This window comes from Xanthomonas bonasiae (assembly GCF_014836395.1).
Classification (GTDB): domain Bacteria; phylum Pseudomonadota; class Gammaproteobacteria; order Xanthomonadales; family Xanthomonadaceae; genus Xanthomonas_A; species Xanthomonas_A bonasiae.
Genome location: NZ_JACSQX010000001.1, coordinates 187,880 through 204,753, shown reverse-complemented (window position 1 = coordinate 204,753; position 16,874 = coordinate 187,880). Strand labels below are relative to the sequence as shown.

Annotated in this window: 21 protein-coding genes; 11 read left to right on the top strand and 10 right to left on the bottom strand. The window is 68.8% G+C overall.

Annotated elements, in window-relative coordinates:
• Nucleotides 1–76 precede the first annotated feature (76 nt).
• From H9658_RS00930 to H9658_RS00910, 5 genes are all read right to left on the bottom strand, one after another.
• The gene (locus H9658_RS00930; protein WP_179565205.1) at nt 77–1,495 is read right to left on the bottom strand and encodes a replicative DNA helicase; all 1,419 of its coding nucleotides are present in this window, start codon (nt 1,493–1,495) and stop codon (nt 77–79) included.
• A gap of 216 nt (nt 1,496–1,711) precedes the next feature.
• Nucleotides 1,712–2,266: an NADPH-dependent FMN reductase gene (locus H9658_RS00925; RefSeq protein WP_179565207.1), complete on the bottom strand. Its 555-nt coding sequence runs from the start codon at nt 2,264–2,266 to the stop codon at nt 1,712–1,714.
• A 91-nt stretch (nt 2,267–2,357) separates the two neighbouring features.
• On the bottom strand, nt 2,358–2,897 hold the full coding sequence (locus H9658_RS00920; protein WP_191824036.1) for a GNAT family N-acetyltransferase: 540 nt from the start codon (nt 2,895–2,897) through the stop codon (nt 2,358–2,360).
• Nucleotides 2,898–2,957: 60 nt separating this feature from the next.
• A complete protein-coding gene (locus H9658_RS00915) occupies nt 2,958–4,121 on the bottom strand; it encodes an acyl-CoA dehydrogenase family protein (protein WP_191824035.1) in 1,164 nt (387 codons plus the stop codon).
• A 107-nt stretch (nt 4,122–4,228) separates the two neighbouring features.
• A complete protein-coding gene (locus tag H9658_RS00910) occupies nt 4,229–5,041 on the bottom strand; it encodes a glycine zipper 2TM domain-containing protein (RefSeq protein ID WP_179565213.1) in 813 nt (270 codons plus the stop codon).
• Nucleotides 5,042–5,220: 179 nt separating this feature from the next.
• Here H9658_RS00910 and H9658_RS00905 point away from each other — a divergent pair, with 179 nt between their 5' ends.
• From H9658_RS00905 to H9658_RS00890, 4 genes are all read left to right on the top strand, one after another.
• Nucleotides 5,221–5,460 (top strand): DUF6116 family protein, encoded by a 240-nt coding sequence (locus H9658_RS00905; RefSeq protein ID WP_191824034.1) that lies wholly within the window; start codon nt 5,221–5,223, stop codon nt 5,458–5,460.
• A gap of 6 nt (nt 5,461–5,466) precedes the next feature.
• The gene (locus H9658_RS00900; protein WP_191824033.1) at nt 5,467–6,249 is read left to right on the top strand and encodes a TatD family hydrolase; all 783 of its coding nucleotides are present in this window, start codon (nt 5,467–5,469) and stop codon (nt 6,247–6,249) included.
• A gap of 213 nt (nt 6,250–6,462) precedes the next feature.
• The gene (locus H9658_RS00895; RefSeq protein ID WP_191824032.1) at nt 6,463–6,726 is read left to right on the top strand and encodes a hypothetical protein; all 264 of its coding nucleotides are present in this window, start codon (nt 6,463–6,465) and stop codon (nt 6,724–6,726) included.
• A 3-nt stretch (nt 6,727–6,729) separates the two neighbouring features.
• A complete protein-coding gene (locus tag H9658_RS00890; protein WP_191824031.1) occupies nt 6,730–7,164 on the top strand; it encodes a tetratricopeptide repeat protein in 435 nt (144 codons plus the stop codon).
• Nucleotides 7,165–7,233: 69 nt separating this feature from the next.
• On the opposite strand, the gene H9658_RS00885 is transcribed toward H9658_RS00890, so the two are convergent.
• Complete coding sequence (locus H9658_RS00885) at nt 7,234–8,067, bottom strand: tRNA threonylcarbamoyladenosine dehydratase (protein WP_191824030.1); 834 nt, start codon at nt 8,065–8,067, stop codon at nt 7,234–7,236.
• A 95-nt stretch (nt 8,068–8,162) separates the two neighbouring features.
• Here H9658_RS00885 and H9658_RS00880 point away from each other — a divergent pair, with 95 nt between their 5' ends.
• The gene (locus tag H9658_RS00880) at nt 8,163–8,588 is read left to right on the top strand and encodes a hypothetical protein (RefSeq protein WP_191824029.1); all 426 of its coding nucleotides are present in this window, start codon (nt 8,163–8,165) and stop codon (nt 8,586–8,588) included.
• A gap of 153 nt (nt 8,589–8,741) precedes the next feature.
• On the top strand, nt 8,742–9,218 hold the full coding sequence (locus H9658_RS00875; RefSeq protein WP_179565227.1) for a glycine zipper 2TM domain-containing protein: 477 nt from the start codon (nt 8,742–8,744) through the stop codon (nt 9,216–9,218).
• A 96-nt stretch (nt 9,219–9,314) separates the two neighbouring features.
• On the opposite strand, the gene H9658_RS00870 is transcribed toward H9658_RS00875, so the two are convergent.
• Complete coding sequence (locus H9658_RS00870) at nt 9,315–9,530, bottom strand: cold-shock protein (RefSeq protein WP_046979462.1); 216 nt, start codon at nt 9,528–9,530, stop codon at nt 9,315–9,317.
• Nucleotides 9,531–9,766: 236 nt separating this feature from the next.
• On the opposite strand from H9658_RS00870, the gene H9658_RS00865 reads away from it, so the two are divergent.
• A complete protein-coding gene (locus H9658_RS00865) occupies nt 9,767–10,252 on the top strand; it encodes a DUF456 domain-containing protein (RefSeq protein ID WP_179565229.1) in 486 nt (161 codons plus the stop codon).
• A 129-nt stretch (nt 10,253–10,381) separates the two neighbouring features.
• Nucleotides 10,382–11,533 carry a phospholipase A gene (locus tag H9658_RS00860; RefSeq protein ID WP_179565231.1) on the top strand — a complete coding sequence of 384 codons (1,152 nt, stop codon included), beginning with the start codon at nt 10,382–10,384 and terminating at the stop codon, nt 11,531–11,533.
• A 74-nt stretch (nt 11,534–11,607) separates the two neighbouring features.
• Here the strand turns inward: H9658_RS00860 and H9658_RS00855 are convergent, their stop codons facing one another.
• Complete coding sequence (locus tag H9658_RS00855) at nt 11,608–12,243, bottom strand: glutathione S-transferase family protein (protein WP_191824028.1); 636 nt, start codon at nt 12,241–12,243, stop codon at nt 11,608–11,610.
• 84 nt (nt 12,244–12,327) lie between these two features.
• Nucleotides 12,328–13,851 (bottom strand): fumarate hydratase, encoded by a 1,524-nt coding sequence (locus H9658_RS00850; protein ID WP_179565235.1) that lies wholly within the window; start codon nt 13,849–13,851, stop codon nt 12,328–12,330.
• A gap of 101 nt (nt 13,852–13,952) precedes the next feature.
• Between H9658_RS00850 and H9658_RS00845 the strand changes: the two genes are divergently transcribed.
• The 3 genes from H9658_RS00845 to H9658_RS00835 all read left to right on the top strand — a co-directional run bounded on the left by H9658_RS00845 (nt 13,953) and on the right by H9658_RS00835 (nt 16,472).
• On the top strand, nt 13,953–14,834 hold the full coding sequence (locus tag H9658_RS00845; protein ID WP_191824027.1) for an RNA polymerase sigma-70 factor: 882 nt from the start codon (nt 13,953–13,955) through the stop codon (nt 14,832–14,834).
• 97 nt (nt 14,835–14,931) lie between these two features.
• A complete protein-coding gene (locus H9658_RS00840) occupies nt 14,932–15,372 on the top strand; it encodes a carboxymuconolactone decarboxylase family protein (RefSeq protein ID WP_179565239.1) in 441 nt (146 codons plus the stop codon).
• A 194-nt stretch (nt 15,373–15,566) separates the two neighbouring features.
• A complete protein-coding gene (locus tag H9658_RS00835) occupies nt 15,567–16,472 on the top strand; it encodes a dimethylarginine dimethylaminohydrolase family protein (RefSeq protein ID WP_191824026.1) in 906 nt (301 codons plus the stop codon).
• A 70-nt stretch (nt 16,473–16,542) separates the two neighbouring features.
• Here the strand turns inward: H9658_RS00835 and H9658_RS00830 are convergent, their stop codons facing one another.
• Nucleotides 16,543–16,770, bottom strand: a complete 228-nt coding sequence (locus tag H9658_RS00830; RefSeq protein ID WP_191824025.1) for a hypothetical protein — start codon at nt 16,768–16,770, stop codon at nt 16,543–16,545.
• Nucleotides 16,771–16,874 lie beyond the last annotated feature (104 nt).

The window sequence follows — 16,874 nt, the reverse complement described above, 5'->3', positions numbered from 1 at the left end:
TGAATACGCGCGCCGCCGGCCGCATCCACTGCAGCGCAGCAATCGCGCGGCCGGCGTTGCGGGTCGCGTGCGGCGCCTACTCGAACGCGCCCACCGAATCGTGCGACAGGTTGTCGAAGCGGGTGTATTCGCCGAAGAACTTGAGCTTGCACGAGCCGGTCGGGCCGCCGCGATGCTTGCCGATGATGATCTCGGCCAGGCCCTTGTCCGGCGAATTTTCCTTGTTGTAGTAATCGTCGCGGTAGATGAACACGATCATGTCCGCGTCCTGCTCGATCGCGCCGGATTCGCGCAGGTCGGCCATCACCGGGCGCTTGTCGGTACGCGTTTCCAGCGAGCGGTTGAGCTGCGACAGCGCGATCACCGGCACGCCCAGCTCCTTGGCCAGGCCCTTGAGCGAACGCGAGATCTCGGAGATCTCGGTGGCGCGGTTCTCGCTGTTGCCCGGCACCGACATCAGCTGCAGGTAGTCGATGACGATCAGCCCCAGGTCGTGCTCGCGCTTGAGCCGGCGCGCCTTGGAGCGCAGGATCTCCGGCGACACGCCGGGCGTGTCGTCGATGAAGATCTTGGTTTCCTTCAGCATCTTGATCGCGCCGGTGACCCGCGCCCAGTCCTCGTCCTCGAGCTGGCCGGTACGCAGGCGCTGGGCGTTGATGCGGCCGTTGGAGGAGATCAGGCGCATCGCCAGCTGCGAGGCCGACATTTCCATCGAGAACACCGCCACCGCCTTCTTCGACTTGATCGCGGCGTACTCGGCGATGTTCAGCGCCAGGGTGGTCTTGCCCATCGCCGGACGCGCGGCCAGGATGATCAGGTCGGTCGGCTGCAGCCCGGCGGTCATCGCGTCGAAGTCGCTGTAGCCGGTGGGCAGGCCGGTGATGTTGCCGCCGTTCTCGAAGCGGCTGCGCAATTCCTCGAACGCGTCCTTCAACGCGCCGGGCATGGCCACGAAATCGCTGCGCCCGCGCGCGCCGGCCTCGGCGATCTTGAACACCGCCTTCTCGGCGCTGGCCAGCAGCTCCGCGCTCTCGCGCCCTTCCGGCTGGAAGCCGTCGTTGACGATGGTGGTACCGACCTCGATCAGCTGCCGCAGCACCGCCTTGTCGCGCACGATCTCGGCATAGGCGGCGATGTTGGCCGCCGACGGCGTGGTGCTGGCCAGTTCGATCAGGTAAGCGCCGTCGCCGACCATCTCCAGCTTGCCCTGCGACTCGAACCACTCGCCCAGGGTCACCGCATCGAACGGGCGGCCCTTCTCGGCCAGCTCGCGGATCGCGCGGTAGATCAGCTGATGATCGCGCCGGTAGAAATCGTTGTCGGTGAGCTGGTCGTTGACCCGGTCGTAGGCGTCGGGCGCCAGCATCAAGCCGCCGAGCACGGCCTGTTCGGCCTCGATCGAATGCGGCGGCACGCGCAACTGATCGATACGCGGCTCGCTGCGTTCGCCACGCTCGCTTTTGCGGTCGCCGCGGTAGCCGGGACGGGCGGACATGGGCTGGATCTTCTCTCTGGGGGGCGCGGTCGGCGGGCGGCGCCGATGGCGCGACCCGGCCGGCCATCTTAGTCAGCGGCGTGCGGCGCGGCTAGGGACAAGTCTGTGGACAACCCGTTGAGAACTGCACGCAGGCCGCGCCACGCAAGGCGATCGCCGCGGCGATGCAGCATCGCCGTTGTGCGTCGCATCCGCTGAGATCGCGGGGTCGCCGGCTCAGGCCTGCAGTTCGTCGACCCAGGCGATGAACTTGTCGACGAAGCCCTGCAGGAACTTGCGCGTATCGTCGTTGCCGATGCTGCCGTCGGCCTCGATCAAGCCGTCCTTGAACTGCACGAACACCTCCGGCTGGCTCAGCACCGGCATGTCCAGGTAGGCCAGCACGTTGCGCAGGTGCTGCTGCGCCAGCGCGGTGCCGAGCGTGCCCGGCGACGCTCCGCACACCGCTGCCGGCTTGCCGGCGAAGGCGCTGTCGCCGTAGGGCCGCGAGCCCAGGTCGATCGCGTTCTTGAGCACGCCGGGGATCGAGCGGTTGTACTCGGGGGTGACGAACAGCACCGCGTCGGCGTCGCTGACCTGAGCCTTCAGCCGCTTGCCCTGCTCCGGATAGTCGTGATCCTGGTCCTGGTCGTACAGCGGCAGGTCGCCGATTTCCACGTACTCGAAGCGGGCGCGGTCGCCGACCAGTTTCTCCAGCGCCAGCGCCAGGCGCCGGTTGAACGACTCCTTGCGCAGGCTGCCGACGAAGACGGCGATGCGGTACTGGCTCATGGTGTACTCCTGACCGATTTGGGGCTTGCAGCCTAGCCGCCGGCGCAGCGTGGCCAGGTGAATACGGCCAAGGCGACCGCCGCCAGGCCGCTCAGCGCCGCCCCTGCCAGTCCGCGCGCGACTGCCCCCACACTTCCACCTCGTGCGCCTGCAGCGGCTCGGGCAGGCGATCCTGGCGCAGGTAGCGCGCGCCCAGCTTGGCCGCGACCGCCTTGGAATTGGCGTTGTCGGCGGCGATGGTGTGGATCACCTCGGTCCAGCCCAATTGCGCGAACGCCCAGTCGATCGAGGCGCGCGCCGCTTCCGGCGCATAGCCCTGGCCCCAGTACGGGCGCGCGATCCCCCAGCCGACCTCGGTCCCCGGCCAGCCATGCGGCTGCCACGGCCCGACCCGGCCGATCCATTGCCCGCTGCGCTTCTCGATCACCGAGAACATCGAAAACCCTTGCAACTGCCAGCTGCCGACCAGCGCCGCCAGCGCGCGCCAGGCCACCGGCGGCGGTTGCACGCCGCCCAGATGGCGCATCGTCTCGGCATCGCCGGTGAACCGGCAGAAGTCGTCGAAATCCGCCGCGCTCGGCGGGCGCAGCAGCAGACGCCCGGTGTCCAGTTGCAAATCGAAAATGCTCATGCCCTCGCCTCCTCGTGCCTGTCCATTGCCCCGGGCGCCATGGCCGCGGCGCGCACCGGTTCAGAACGCATTGATGCCGGTCAGCTCGCGGCCGACCACCAGTTGGTGCACGGTCTCGGTGCCTTCGTAGGTGATCACCGATTCCAGGTTCAAGGCATGGCGGATGGCGCCGTATTCGGTGGTGATGCCGGCGCCGCCGAGCAGGTCGCGGCATTCGCGGGCGATGTCCAGCGCCATGCGCACGTTGTTCCACTTCGCCAGCGACACCTGCGCCGGCTGCAGTGCGCCTGCATCCTTGAGCCGGCCCAGCTGCAGCGCCAACAGCTGCGCGCCGGCGATGCGCCGGGCCATGTCGGCCAGCTTGATCTGCGCGCTCTGCGTGGCCGCCAGCGGGCGTCCGAACAGGATGCGTTCGCCGGCATAGGCCAGCGCCTCGCGCAGGCAGGCGATCGCCGCGCCGATCGCGCCCCAGCTGATGCCGTAGCGGGCCTGGGTCAGGCAGCCCAGCGGGCCTTTCAGCCCGCGCACGCCCGGCAGCCGCTGCGTGTCCGCCACGCGCACGTCGTCCAGGAACAGCGCCGAGGTCACCGAGACGCGCAGGCTCATCTTGTGCGCGATGTCCTGCGTCGCGAAGCCCGGCGTGCCGGCTTCGACCAGGAAACCCTGCACCCCGTCCTCGGTCTGCGCCCACACGATCGCCACGTCGGCCAGGCTGCCGTTGGTGATCCACATCTTGCTGCCGCTCAGGCGCCAGCCGTCGCCGTCGCGCACCGCGCGGGTCTGCATCGCGGCCGGGTCGGAACCGCCCTGCGCCTCGGTCAGGCCGAAGCAGCCAATCGCGGTGCCGGCGGCCATCGCCGCCAACCAGCGCTGCCGCTGCGCCTGGCTGCCATAGGCGTGGATCGGATACATGCACAGCGAGGACTGCACGCTGACGAAGCTGCGCAGCCCGCTGTCGCCGCGTTCCAGTTCCTGGCAGATCAGGCCGTAGCAGACCGCATTGAGCCCGGCGCCGCCGTCGGCGGGCGGCAGCGTGGCGCCGAGCAGGCCCAGTTGCGCCAGGTCCGGCACCAGTTCGGCGGGGAACCGCGCCTGGTCGAACGCATCGCCGATGATCGGCAGCACCCTGGCATCGACGAAGCGCGCCACCGCCTGCTGGATCGCGCGCTCCTCCTCGCTCAGCAGCGCGGCCACGTTGAACAGATCGTCGCAAGGCAACGGCATGGCGGGACTCGGCAGGCGAAAGCCGCATTGTATCGGCCTGCCCGCGCTCCGGAAAAAGAAAAGGCCGGCACCTGGCCGACCTTTTCTCCCTGCTGCCGCGGCGAGACTCAGCGCTGGCTGATCACGTCGCCGGCCGAGGCGGTCTGGGTGACCAGGCGCCCGTCCAGCACCGGCAGGCGGTCGCTGCTGGGCTTGTCGTCCATGCGCACGGTCTTCTCCTGGCCGTCGTAGCGGTAGGTGACCTCGTAGCCCTTGACCACGTCGTCCTTGCCCAAGGCGATGCGGCTGCCCGGCTTGCTGTCGGTGCGCATGGTGCCGGTGCTGCCGTCGTCGTTGCGGTAGGTCACGTTGTAGCCGGTGATGCGCGAGGACTCGGCGGTGCTGTTCTCGGTGTGGCACTGGCGCTCGGTGCGATCGACCACGCGGCCGCCGACGTGGTTGCGGTCGACCTGGTTGCCGATGAAGCCGCCGGCCACTGCGCCGGCCGCGGTCGCCGCCTTGCGGCCGTTGCCATGGCCGACCTGGTTGCCGAGCAGCCCGCCGACCACCGCACCGACCACGGTGCCGCCGACGTTGCCGTCGCGCTCGGGCAGGCGCTCCTGCACCACCACGTCGTTGCAGACCTGGCGCGGGGTGGTGGTGGTGGAAGTCTCGCGCAGCGGCTCGGTGCCGATCACCTCGGCGTAGCGCTGTTCCTTCTGCGTGATCGGATCGACCCGCACCACGTCTGCGTATTCCAGCTTGCCGCCGACGTCGTTGCCTGCGACCGCGTCGCCGGCAACACTGTCCGCCGCCGGACGCACGTCGCCGCTGCCGGCGAACTCCTGCTTGTCGCGGTTGTTCATGAAGGCCGCGGTGGCCACGCCGCCGACCAGCAATGCGCCAGCCGCGACCAGAATGGTTGTCGTATTGCTCTTCATCGTTTCTCTCCTGCGGTCTGGCCGCGTTGTCTGCATCTACGGTGCTGTGATTACCATGCCGAAGCTGAACCGATCCGCTCCCTATTCAGCGAAAATCCTGAGCGCGGACTGGTGCGGCATGCGGAAAGGCGCCATATCAAGCGTGTTAGCGTTTTCATCACCCTGCCGGAGGATCGTCCATGCCTAACCCGATCGTGCTGCCATTGCTGCGCTGGGCCGGCAAATTGCGCTACCCCACGCTGTTCAAACTGACCGCCGGCCTGTTCGTGCTGAGCGTGCTGCTGCCCGACCCGCTGCCCTTCATCGACGAGATCGTGTTCGGCCTGGGCACCTTGTTGCTGGCCAACTGGAAGACCCGCACGCCTGCGCCCGTCGAACCGGAGCCCATCGCGTCCAGCGCGCGCCGCGTGCGCCGCTGACCGCCGATGCGTCTGATCGACAGCCACTGCCATCTCGACGCCGCCGAGTTCGACGGCGACCGCGCCGCGGTGGTCGCGCGCGCGCAGGCCGCCGGCATCGTCGCGCAGGTGCTGCCGGCGGTGACGGCGGCCTCCTGGCCGAAGCTGCGCGAGGTCTGCGCGATGGCCGACGGCCTGTATCCGGCTTACGGCCTGCATCCGCTGTTCCTGGACCAGCACCGCCCGGAGCATCTGCCGTTGCTCGGCGAGTGGATCGAACGCGAGCGCCCCTGCGCCATCGGCGAATGCGGCCTGGATTTCTTCGTCGAAGGGTTGGACGAAGCCGAGCAGCAGCGGTATTTCGCCGGCCAGCTGCAGCTGGCGCGCGCGTTCGACCTGCCGGTGATCGTGCACGCGCGGCGCGCGGTGGATGCGGTGATCCTGGCGATCCGCAAGGTCGGGCGCCTGCGCGGCGTGGTGCACAGCTTTGCCGGCAGCCCGGAACAGGCGCGGCAACTGCAGTCGCTAGATTTCCTGATCGGCCTCGGCGGCCCGGTCACTTACGCACGCGCGCAGCGGCTGCGGCGCCTGGCGGCCGAGCTGCCGCTGCAGCAGTTGCTGCTGGAAACCGACGCCCCGGACCAGCCCGACGCGTCCATCCGCGGCGAGCGCAACGAGCCGGCGCGGCTGCGCACGGTCCTGGACACGATCGCCGCGCTGCGCGGCCAGCCCGCCGCCGAGATCGCCGAACAGACCACGCGCAATGCGCAGCAACTGTTCGGCCTGGATGTGCGTGCCGAGCCGGCGTGACGGCTCGGAAATGCGGCGGCCTGCAGGGAAACAGACATAGCGTCACAGCGGACGCACAGTGCCAGCTCTGCAAGCAGCGCTTCGACCTGGACACGCAACAGCGTGCGTTCGTCATGCCGCTGCTGGCAAAGGGCCAGCGTTTCATCATGATCGAGTGCTAGTGCTGCGGCGCGTCCACGCAGTACGTCACGATGGTCGCTGTCGCCAAGCCGCATGACCACGAGGCCCCCCTATCGCGGCCCGCTTCCACGATGCGCGGGATGGGTCGATTGGATCGATGCCGATCCGCCGCCGTTCTGGGGCTGCGGCGAGTGCGGCAGCGTCTGGCATGAGGAGCGCGATTTCCAGACGCGAATTTCGCGCATCGTCGCTCGCCCCCGGGCAGACAGTTACAAGAGAATCGAGGGCAAATGGCTGCCCGCTGGGCCGGATGTAGAATCGGCGGACCACGAAGAACGCATCGGCAAGGAGCCGTGACGCATGCAAGACCTGGCAGACGCAAACCCCGAGCTGGCGAAGGACATCATGGGCATCATGGAGTCGGGCAATGCGCTGGACGAGCGCGGCGACAAGGACGCCGCCCGATCGGCCTACCACCGCGCCTGGGACTTGCTGCCCGAGCCGAAGCTGGAATGGCCGCCGCTGTCGGCGTGGATCACCGGCTCCTTCTACAACCTGCATTTCGACAACGCCGACTTCGCCGCCGCCAAACAATGGGCGCAGAAGTCGCTACAGGCCCGTGAATCGGAGAGCGATACCGGCCCATTGCTCGACCTGGGAATGGCGCACTTCGAGCTGGAAGAATATTCCGAGGCCTATCGCTGTTTCGACCAAGTCCACCGCCTCGGCAAGGCAAGAGCCTTCCAGGAACGGCCAAGGAAGTACCTCGCGTTCTATCTGGAAAAGAATCACTGACGGACTCCGCCAGGCCGGCAGGCGTGAACCAATTGTCAGGCCCACGGGGCGGACAACCGCTTCGACTCGCTACTCCGCTTCCAGCGCCGCAGCCGCCGCTGTCGCCGGCTGCTCCCGCTTCGGTTTCAACAGCATCTCCAAGGCCTTGCCCGCCGCGGCGAAGGCGAACGCGCCGGTGATATGCGTGGCGGCGCCCAGCCCGGCGCCGCAGTCCAGGTTCAACGCCGCATCCGGCCCCAGCTGCGGCCGCAGCCCGCACACGCTGCCGTCGGCCTGCGGGTAGCGCACGTTCTCCAGCGAATACACCGCCGGCACGCCGAAGTAGCGCTGCGGGTTCTTGGGGAAGTTGAACTCGCTGCGCAGCTTCTTGCGGATCAGCGCCAGCATCGCGTCGTGCTCGGTGCGCGACACGTCGCGGATGCGCACCAGGGTCGGGTCGGTGCGGCCGCCGGCCGAACCCACGGTCAGCAGCGGCAGCTTGCGCCGGCGGCACCAGGCGATGGTCTCCACCTTGACCCGGAAGCTGTCGCAGGCATCGATGACCAGGTCGAAGCCGGTGCCGAGCAGTTCGGCGATGTTGGACGGGGTCAGGAAGGCCTCGACCGCGGTCGCTTCGATCGCCGGGTTGATCGCCACGCAGCGCTCGGCCATGGCCCGCGCCTTGTTGCGCCCGTACTGGCCCTGCAGCGCCGGCAACTGGCGGTTGGTGTTGGACACGCAGATGTCGTCGGCGTCGACCAGGGTCAGATGGCCGACCGCCGAACGCGCCAGCGCCTCCACCACCCACGAGCCGACGCCCCCCATCCCCACCACCGCCACCCGGCATTGCGCCAGGCGCTCGATGGTCCCGCGCCCGTACAGCCGGTCGATGCCGGCGAAGCGCTCGCGCAATTGTTCGTTCATGCGCGCAGTTTATTTCATCGGCGACGCCGCGGCGGCGACGCCACGCGGGTCGGCGGCCGGCGTACTATCGCGCTTTCCTTCCGCCAGCCTGCCCCATGGCCAGCCCGCCCGCCTCCACTGCCTCCCGCTACCTGTTCTTGCTGCTCGCCGGGATCCTGATCGGCCTGGTCGCGACCGTGATGTCGATGCGCGCGCTGCAGGCGCGGCAGGATCCGTTCCCGCGCAGCCTGATGCAGGTGATGGACAAGCAGCTGGCCTTGCTGCAACGCAGCCATGCGCAGAACCGCTGCAGCGCCGCCGACCTGCAGGCGCGCGTGCACACGCTGCGCCTGCTCGGCAACGACCTGGAAACCGCGTTTCCCGGACTCAGCGACGACAGCCGCTTCCAGCAGCATGCCGGGGCGCTGCGCGCCACGCTGGATGCGGCGCAGGCCCCGCTGCCGACCACCTGCGCCGCGCTAGACCAGCTCACCCACCGGATCGACGACGGTTGCGACGCCTGCCATCGCGATTTCCGCTGACCCGCCATCGCGCTTGTCGATGAATTCCCCCTGACGCTGCAGCGCGTCGGCCATCCAGGCGCGTGGCGATTGGCGTTGCATTCACACGCTGGCGGACAGGATGCGTGCAAACGCGGGGCTGCCGCGGTCCACCGTCTGTCGAGGAGAGCACACATGAAGATTCATCTACTGGCCACTGGCGCCGTCGCCGTTCTGGCATTGGCCGGCTGCGCCACGTCCCCCGGCTACGGCGGCGGTGGCGGCGGCTACAGCCAGCCGTCGCGCGGCTATTCGGACAACCGCTGCGCGGACTGCGGCATCGTCACCCGCATCGATACGGTGGCCTCCGGCCGCACCGCGCCCACCGGCACCGGCGCGGTCCTGGGCGGCATCGTCGGCGCGATCGCCGGCCACGAGATCTCCGACCACACCGGCGGCAGCAAGGGCAACCAGAACGTATCGGCCGTGGCCGGTGCCGCCGCCGGCGCGCTGGCCGGCAACCAGATCCAGAACAACGTCACCAGCGACAGCTACGACGTGCACGTGCAGATGGACGATGGCCGGGTGATCGTGGTCAACCAGCGCGATCTGGCCGGAATCCGCGAGAACACCTATGTGCGCGTGGTCAACGGCCGCGTGGTGCCGCGCTAAGCGCTCGCGCTGCCGCGCTTGCCGAAACGCAAAAAGGCCCGCACTGCGGGCCTTTTTGCTGGGCGCGGGCCCGGCGTTGCGCCGGGCGCGCCGGGTTCAGACCGGCTGCACCGCGTCGGCCTGCAGGCCCTTCTGGCCCTGCACCACGGTGAAGCTGACCTTCTGCCCTTCCTTCAGGCTCTTGAAGCCTTGGGTCTGGATCGCGCGGAAGTGCACGAACACGTCCTCGCCGTTCTCGCGGCTGATGAAACCGAAGCCCTTGGCATCGTTGAACCACTTCACGGTGCCGTTTTCGCGATTGCCGTCAGTCATGGACTTACTCCTTGAAACAGTCTCAGGGGTGGGTACGCCGTGGGTTCGGCGGCTGGTTGCAAGGAGGAAGCGAGGTATAACGCTGTAGCGGATCGTTTGGATCTACCGCATCGGGCCACGATTCACGGTGACCTTTGCAAACGCAGCGGCTGAAACTTACCGCGGCGAAAATGAAAATGCAATCAGCAAAAACACCCCATCTGTCAACCCCCAAATCACCCTCCGGAGCAAGCCGCGTGGATCCTACGTTCATCTACTACATCGTCGCCGGGCTGCTGGTGGTGCTGGGCCTGGCCGGGGTGGTGCTGCCGGCCCTGCCGGGGATGCCGCTGCTGTTCGCCGGGCTGTTGCTGGCGGCCTGGGCCGACGGTTTCCAGCGCGTGGGCTGGGTGATGCTGACGGTGCTCGGCGTGCTGACCCTGCTGTCGTTCCTGGTCGATTTCCTGGCCACCGTGTTCGGCGCCAAGCGCGTGGGCGCCAGCCGCAAGGCGCTGTGGGGCTCGGTCCTGGGCAGCATTGCGGGATTGTTCTTCATGCCGATCGGCCTGTTCGTCGGGCCCTTCGTCGGCGCGCTGGCCGGCGAATACTGGCACGGCCGGCAGCTGCAGCAGGCGACCAAGGTCGGCCTCGGCACCTGGCTGGGCATCGTCCTGGGGACCGCCGCCAAGCTGGCCCTGGCGCTGGCGATGGTCGGCCTGTTCGCCGCCGCCTGGCTGCTGTGAGGCCCCGCGTCGGCGCCGTGAGATGAACGCGTGATGACTCCGTTGTGGACGCTGCTGTATTTTCGCAGCCGGCTATTCACCTCGGCAGCGCACCACCCGCCCGCGCCGCCTGTTTCCGAGAGAACCTGCATGATCCATCGCCCGGCCCGTCCCCTGTTGCTGCTGTCCTTCGCGGCGATGCCGCTGGCCCACGCCCAGGAAGTGAAGCCCACCCCTGCCTCGCCCGAGGCCTGCGTCGCGATCACCAGCGACGCCGCGCGCCTGTCCTGCTACGACCAGGCGCTGTCGCGCCGGGTCGCCGATCCGCAGGCCGCCGATGCGGCGGCGAAGATGGCCATCGAGAACCAGAAGCAACAGCTGGATGCGTCGATCCCGCAGGACGCCGGCCTGGCCGAACGCACCCGCCAGCGCGCCGCCTCGCTGTTCAAGGACGACCGCTACGACGCCACCATCGCCAACGCCGGCAAGGGCTCGCTGCTGGACAGCCGCTGGGAACTGGCCAAGGACTCCAAGCTGGGCACCTTCCAGCTGCGCGCCTACAAGCCGGTGTACCTGCTGCCGGCGTTCTGGACCAGCAAGAAGAACGAGACGCCGTCCTCGCCGAACCCGAACAACACGGTGACCACGGCCGAGTCGCTGGACAGCATCGAAGCCAAGTTCCAGCTCAGCTTCAAGACCAAGATCGTGGAGAACATCTTCGGCGACAACGGCGACCTGTGGGGCGCCTATACCCAGAGTTCGCGCTGGCAGGTCTACAACAGCGAGCAGTCGCGCCCGTTCCGCGAGACCAACTACGAGCCGGAACTGGCGCTGGTGTTCCGCAACAACTACAGCCTGTTCGGCTGGAAGGGGCGGATGACCGGGATCCAGCTCACCCACCAGTCCAACGGCCGCAGCGATCCGTTCTCACGCAGCTGGAACCGGGCAATCCTCAATGTCGGCCTGGACCGCGAGAACTGGGCGCTGGTGCTGCGCCCGTGGTACCGGATCCCGGAGAGCGACCGCCAGGACAACAACCCGGACATCGAGGACTACATGGGCCGCGGCGATGCGACCCTGACCTACAACCGCGGCGGCCACGAGATCTCGCTGATGGCGCGGCATTCGCTGCGCAGCGGCGACCGCTCGCACGGCGCGGTGCAGCTGGACTGGGGCTTCCCGATCAGCAACCTGCTGCGCGGCCACGTGCAGGTGTTCGACGGCTACGGCGAGAGCATGATCGACTACAACCACCGCGCCACCTATGTGGGCCTGGGCGTGTCGCTGCTGGAGTGGTACTGAGGCCCGAACGGCCCCGGAGCGGCATCGCGGGGGGGGCGGCCCGGGGCCCCCGCGCCCCATGGCCGACGCCGCGCTCAGGTCCAGTCGGTCAGGCCTTCGCGGCGATAGGTTTCCTGGAACGCGGCACGCGCCTTCATCCGTTGCGCGTGCGCCTGCAGCGCCGGCCAGGTATCGCTGGGCCGCGGCATGTTGCGCGACCAGCGCATCATCATCGTCAGCATGAAATCGGCCGCCGACAGCTGCGCGCCGAGCAGGTACGGACCGTTCGCCTGCAGATGCTGCGCGACCTGCTCCCAGGCCGCCTCCAGCTTCTGCCGCGCCTGCGCCTTGCTCGCCTCGACGTTGTCGGCACCGGCCGGCTCGTCCGGATAGAACCAGGCGCGGTACGCCGGCTGCAGCGTGTTGGCGCAGAACAACATCCAGCGGTAGTAGTCGGCGCGCGCCGGGCTGCCGGGCGGCGGGGCCAGTCCGGCTTGCGGATGCAGGTCGGCCAGGTGCAGCACGATCGCCGCCGCCTCGGTCAGCACCTGCCCGTCCAGCACCAGCGTGGGCACCACGCCGGACGGATTGAGCTGCAGGTACTCCGGCGTTTTATGCTCGCGCCGCTCGAAATCCAGGGCGTGCAGCGTATGCGGCACGTCCAGTTCGATCAGCAGCCAGTGCACCACCAGGGCGGCGGTGCTGGGCGAGTAGTACAGGGTGGCGCTCATGCAATCTCCTGGTAAGTCGCCGCAGCCGGATCACTGCGGCCGTGGCAGTCTCGCATGCCGCGCCGTGCCGGCGGCGGCGCCGGCTCAGGCCGGTTCGACCACCACCGGGATCTTGCCGATGCGCGATTGCCATTCGCGCGGGCCGGTCTTGTGCACCGACTCGCCGCTGGCATCCACCGCCACGGTGACCGGCATGTCCTTGACCTCGAACTCGTAGATCGCCTCCATGCCCAGGTCTTCGAACGCCAGCACGCGCGAGGCCTTGATCGCCTTGGACACCAGGTAGGCCGACCCGCCGACCGCCATCAGGTACACGGCCTTGTTGTCGCGGATCGCCGCGATCGCCGCGTCGCCGCGCTCGGACTTGCCGACCATGCCGAGCAGGCCGGTCTGCTCCAGCATCTGCCGGGTGAACTTGTCCATGCGCGTGGCGGTGGTCGGGCCGGCCGGGCCCACCACTTCGTCGCGCACCGGATCGACCGGGCCGACGTAGTAGATGAAGCGGTTGGTGAAATCGACCGGCAGCGTCTCGCCGCGGTTGAGCATGTCGATCATGCGCTTGTGCGCGGCGTCGCGGCCGGTCAGCAGCTTGCCGTTGAGCAGCACGACCTCGCCCGGCTTGAAGCTGGCGACTTCTTCGCGGGTGATGGTATCCAGGTTGACCCGGCGCGCGTTGCTCGGGTTGTAGGTCAGCTTGGGCCAGTCTTCCAGCGACGGCGGCTCCAGCATCACCGGGCCGCTGCCGTCCAGGGTGAAATGCGCATGGCGGGTCGCCGCGCAGTTCGGGATCAGCGCCACCGGCAGGTTGGCGGCGTGGGTCGGGTAGTCCTTGACCTTGATGTCCAGCACCGTGGTCAGGCCGCCCAGGCCCTGCGCGCCGATGCCCAGCGCGTTGACCTTCTCGTACAGCTCCAGGCGCAGTTCCTCGGCCCGGTTGGACGCGCCGCGCGCCTGCAGGTCGACGATGTCGATCGGCTCCATCAGCGCTTCCTTGGCCAGCAGCATCGCCTTCTCGGCGGTGCCGCCGATGCCGATGCCGAGCATGCCCGGCGGGCACCAGCCGGCGCCCATGGTCGGCACGGTCTTGAGCACCCAGTCGACGATCGAATCGGACGGGTTGAGCATCGCGAACTTGCTCTTGGCTTCCGAGCCGCCGCCCTTGGCCGCGACGATCACCTCGACGTGCTCGCCCGGCACGATCTTGGTGTTGACCACCGCCGGGGTGTTGTCCCTGGTGTTGGCGCGCTTGCCGGCCGGATCGGCCAGCACGCTGGCGCGCAGCTTGTTGTCCGGATGGTTGTAGGCGCGGCGCACGCCCTCGTTGACCATGTCCTCCACGCCCATCGTGGCGTCGTCCCAGCGCACGTTCATGCCGATTTCCAGGAACACGGTGACGATGCCGGTGTCCTGGCAGATCGGGCGGTGGCCCTCGGCGCACATGCGCGAGTTGATCAGGATCTGCGCGATGGCGTCCTTGGCGGCCGGCGACTGTTCGCGCTCGTAGGCGGCGGCCAGGTTCTTGATGTAGTCGACCGGGTGGTAGTAGCTGATGTACTGCAGCGCGTCGGCGACGGACTGGATGAGGTCTTCCTGTTTGATCGAGGTCACGGCTGGCTCTACGGCTGGCGGGGGGAAACCCGGCCATTTTAGGGCAAAGTGACCGCTTCGCCCGCTGTCACGCCGGCACGCGCTGTTCCGTCCTGGTCGCCATGAGCCCCGATCCCACCTTCGAATCCCAACGTCCCCGGCTGTTCGGCCTGGCCTATCGCCTGCTCGGCAGCCGCAGCGACGCCGAGGACGTGCTGCAGGACGCCTGGCTGCGCTGGCAGTCCAGCGACCGTGCCGCGATCCGCGACCCGGAGGCCTGGCTGGTGACCACCACCACCCGGCTCGGGCTGGACCGGTTGCGCGCGGCGCGCAGCGCCCGCGTCCACTACACCGGCCCGTGGCTGCCCGAGCCGCTGGAGATCGCCGAGGACACCGACCCGGCCGAGCGCCACGCGCGCGCCGAGCAGGTGTCGGTGGCGTTCCTGGCGCTGCTGGAACGGCTGGGTCCGGAGGAGCGTGCCGCGTTCCTGCTGAAGGAAGCGTTCGACTACGACTATGCGCAGATCGGCCAACTGCTCGGACATGCCGAAGCCAACTGCCGGCAGCTGGTGCACCGCGCGCGCGAACGGCTCAAGGCCGGCCGGCCGCGCTTCGCGGTGGCGCCGCAACGCCACCGGCAACTGCTGGAGCGCTTCATGCACGCCTCGCAGCAGGGCGACCGCGGCGCGATCGTGGCTCTGCTCGACGCCAACGCGCGGATGTTCTCCGACGGCGGCGGCAAGGTCACCGCCACGCTGCGTCCGCTGCTCGGCGCCGAACGCATCGCCATGCTGTATTGGGCGGTGGCGCGGCGCGGCCTGGGCCTGCAGGCGCGGATCGGCACGGTCAACGGCGAACCGGCGATCCTGCGCTTCATCGGCGCGCGCCTGCATTCGGCGGTGCTGGTGGTGATCGACGGCGAGCGCATCGTCGAAGTGCTGACCCTGATGAATCCGGACAAGCTGCCGCCGCTGGCCGGCGCAGGCGCTGCCGCGAGCGCCTGACGCGAACGCCTGGTCCGGGGCGGCGCTGTCACGCCGCCGCGCGCTGCCGCGTCCTTGCTGCGAAGACGGCCGTTGCGGCCGTCATGGAGCAGGACACATGCACTTCCATCGCATCGACTACACCCGCCACGAACCCGTCGCCTTCCGCGCCCTGCTGAGCGCCAGCCAGCAGGTGCACGAGGGCGTGCTCGGCCACGAACTGGCCGAACTGGTGTTCCTGCGCGTCTCCCAGCTCAACGGCTGCGCCTATTGCATCGACATGCACGCCACCGCGCTGCGCAAGGCCGGCATCGAACCGCGCAAGCTCGACACCCTCGCCGGCTGGCGCGAGAGCCGCTTCTTCGATCCGCGCGAACGGCTGGCGCTGGCCTGGGCCGAGGCGCTCACCACCCTGCCGTCCGGCGCGCCGCCGCAGGACGCCTACGACGCCCTGTCGGCGCACTTCGACGAACACGGCATCAGCGCGCTGACCATGGCCATCGCCCTCATCAATGCCTGGAACCGGCTCGGCGTAGGCCTGCAACCGGCAATGCCGTAAGCGAAGCGCGAAACGGCGTCCCGGCGCACGCCGGTACGCCGCCCGCCCCGCAATCCCGATCCCGATCCCGATCCCGATTCCGATTCCCAATCCCCAATCCCGAATCCCGAATCCCGAATCCCGAATAGCGTGACCGCAAACCGCAACACGACACCGCTAGCGTTTGCGCATCACCAACGCACAGCGAGGCGGGCATGAGCGAGAAATTCCTGGCGGGTGGCGCGGCCGCGGACGACACGGACCTGGCATTCGCCGAGCCGCAAGCGCAGGCCTGCAGCGCCGCCCACGCAGGCCACCGCCTGCTGATGTGCGCGCCGCAGCACTTCGCCGTGGATTACGTGATCAACCCCTGGATGGAAGGCAACATCCACGCCGCCAGCCGCGAGCGCGCCCAGGCGCAGTGGGATGCCTTGGTCGCGGCGGCCGAGGCGGCCGGCGCCCAGGTCGAGCGGATCGCCCCGGCCGCCGGACTGCCGGACATGGTGTTCAGCGCCAACGCCGGCCTGGTGCTCGGCGACAGCTTCGTGCCCAGCCGCTTCCGCCATGCCGAGCGCCGCGGCGAGGAAGCGCTGTTCGCCGACTGGTGCCGCCGCGCCGGCTTCCGCATCCGTGCGTTGCCCGAAGACGTACGCTTCGAAGGCGCCGGCGATGCGTTGCTGGAGCGCGGCGCACGCCGGCTGTGGATGGGCCACGGCCATCGCAGCGACCTCGCCGCCGCGCACGAGCTGGCCGACCTGCTGGACATCGAGGTGATGCCGCTGCGCCTGGTCGATCCGCGCTTCTATCACCTGGACACCTGCTTCTGCCCGCTGCGCGACGGCTACCTGCTGTACTACCCGGCCGCCTTCGACGACTACGCGCAGGAAGCCATCGCCCGCCGCATCCCGCCGGCGCGGCGCATCGCGGTCGGCGAAGCCGACGCCCTCGCCTTCGCCTGCAATGCGGTGGACCTGGACCAGCGCCTGCTGCTCAACCGCGCCTCGCCGGAGCTGTGCGCGGCGTTGGCGCGGATCGGCTACCGCGTGGTGCAGACCCCGCTGGACGAATTCCTGAAGGCCGGCGGCGCGGCCAAGTGCCTGACCCTGCGCCTGGACGAGTGACGTTCCGCCGCGATCGACGGCCTGCCAGCGCATGGCCGCATGCGCGATATCCGCAGCGCTGCCCCGCTGGTCAGCCCAGACCGTAGAGGAAATCCAGGAACTCCTTCCAGAGTCTGCCGACACCGATGCGGCCGCGCCCGCCCAGCAGGCGGAACACGGTGTAGACGACCGCAAACCCGAAGAACACCAGCGCGGCGACGATGGCGACAGCCGGCGGCAGAAAGGAGTTGATCCAGAACAGGCAACCGAGGATGGCCAGACAGTAGACGACGTAGCGGATGGCGAAGCCCGCCGTCATCGCGCACGTCCTCCAAAGCAGTCGAGCGCGGCAAGCGGCAGTGCGTCCTGCATGGAGAGCGGTCCCTGGTCCGGGCTCGGAAGATAGCGGGAATAGCGTCTTGG

Coding starts and splice junctions, on each gene's coding strand:
- H9658_RS00900 (WP_191824033.1), top strand. CDS start 5,467: ATGCGTCTGATCGACAGCCACTGCCATCTCGACGCCGCCGAGTTCGAC.
- H9658_RS00870 (WP_046979462.1), bottom strand. CDS start 9,530: ATGACTGACGGCAATCGCGAAAACGGCACCGTGAAGTGGTTCAACGAT.
- H9658_RS00930 (WP_179565205.1), bottom strand. CDS start 1,495: ATGTCCGCCCGTCCCGGCTACCGCGGCGACCGCAAAAGCGAGCGTGGC.
- H9658_RS00885 (WP_191824030.1), bottom strand. CDS start 8,067: ATGAACGAACAATTGCGCGAGCGCTTCGCCGGCATCGACCGGCTGTAC.
- H9658_RS00880 (WP_191824029.1), top strand. CDS start 8,163: ATGGCCAGCCCGCCCGCCTCCACTGCCTCCCGCTACCTGTTCTTGCTG.
- H9658_RS00830 (WP_191824025.1), bottom strand. CDS start 16,770: ATGACGGCGGGCTTCGCCATCCGCTACGTCGTCTACTGTCTGGCCATC.
- H9658_RS00875 (WP_179565227.1), top strand. CDS start 8,742: ATGAAGATTCATCTACTGGCCACTGGCGCCGTCGCCGTTCTGGCATTG.
- H9658_RS00855 (WP_191824028.1), bottom strand. CDS start 12,243: ATGAGCGCCACCCTGTACTACTCGCCCAGCACCGCCGCCCTGGTGGTG.
- H9658_RS00835 (WP_191824026.1), top strand. CDS start 15,567: ATGAGCGAGAAATTCCTGGCGGGTGGCGCGGCCGCGGACGACACGGAC.
- H9658_RS00890 (WP_191824031.1), top strand. CDS start 6,730: ATGCAAGACCTGGCAGACGCAAACCCCGAGCTGGCGAAGGACATCATG.
- H9658_RS00840 (WP_179565239.1), top strand. CDS start 14,932: ATGCACTTCCATCGCATCGACTACACCCGCCACGAACCCGTCGCCTTC.
- H9658_RS00910 (WP_179565213.1), bottom strand. CDS start 5,041: ATGAAGAGCAATACGACAACCATTCTGGTCGCGGCTGGCGCATTGCTG.
- H9658_RS00895 (WP_191824032.1), top strand. CDS start 6,463: ATGACCACGAGGCCCCCCTATCGCGGCCCGCTTCCACGATGCGCGGGA.
- H9658_RS00860 (WP_179565231.1), top strand. CDS start 10,382: ATGATCCATCGCCCGGCCCGTCCCCTGTTGCTGCTGTCCTTCGCGGCG.
- H9658_RS00925 (WP_179565207.1), bottom strand. CDS start 2,266: ATGAGCCAGTACCGCATCGCCGTCTTCGTCGGCAGCCTGCGCAAGGAG.
- H9658_RS00905 (WP_191824034.1), top strand. CDS start 5,221: ATGCCTAACCCGATCGTGCTGCCATTGCTGCGCTGGGCCGGCAAATTG.
- H9658_RS00915 (WP_191824035.1), bottom strand. CDS start 4,121: ATGCCGTTGCCTTGCGACGATCTGTTCAACGTGGCCGCGCTGCTGAGC.
- H9658_RS00845 (WP_191824027.1), top strand. CDS start 13,953: ATGAGCCCCGATCCCACCTTCGAATCCCAACGTCCCCGGCTGTTCGGC.
- H9658_RS00920 (WP_191824036.1), bottom strand. CDS start 2,897: ATGAGCATTTTCGATTTGCAACTGGACACCGGGCGTCTGCTGCTGCGC.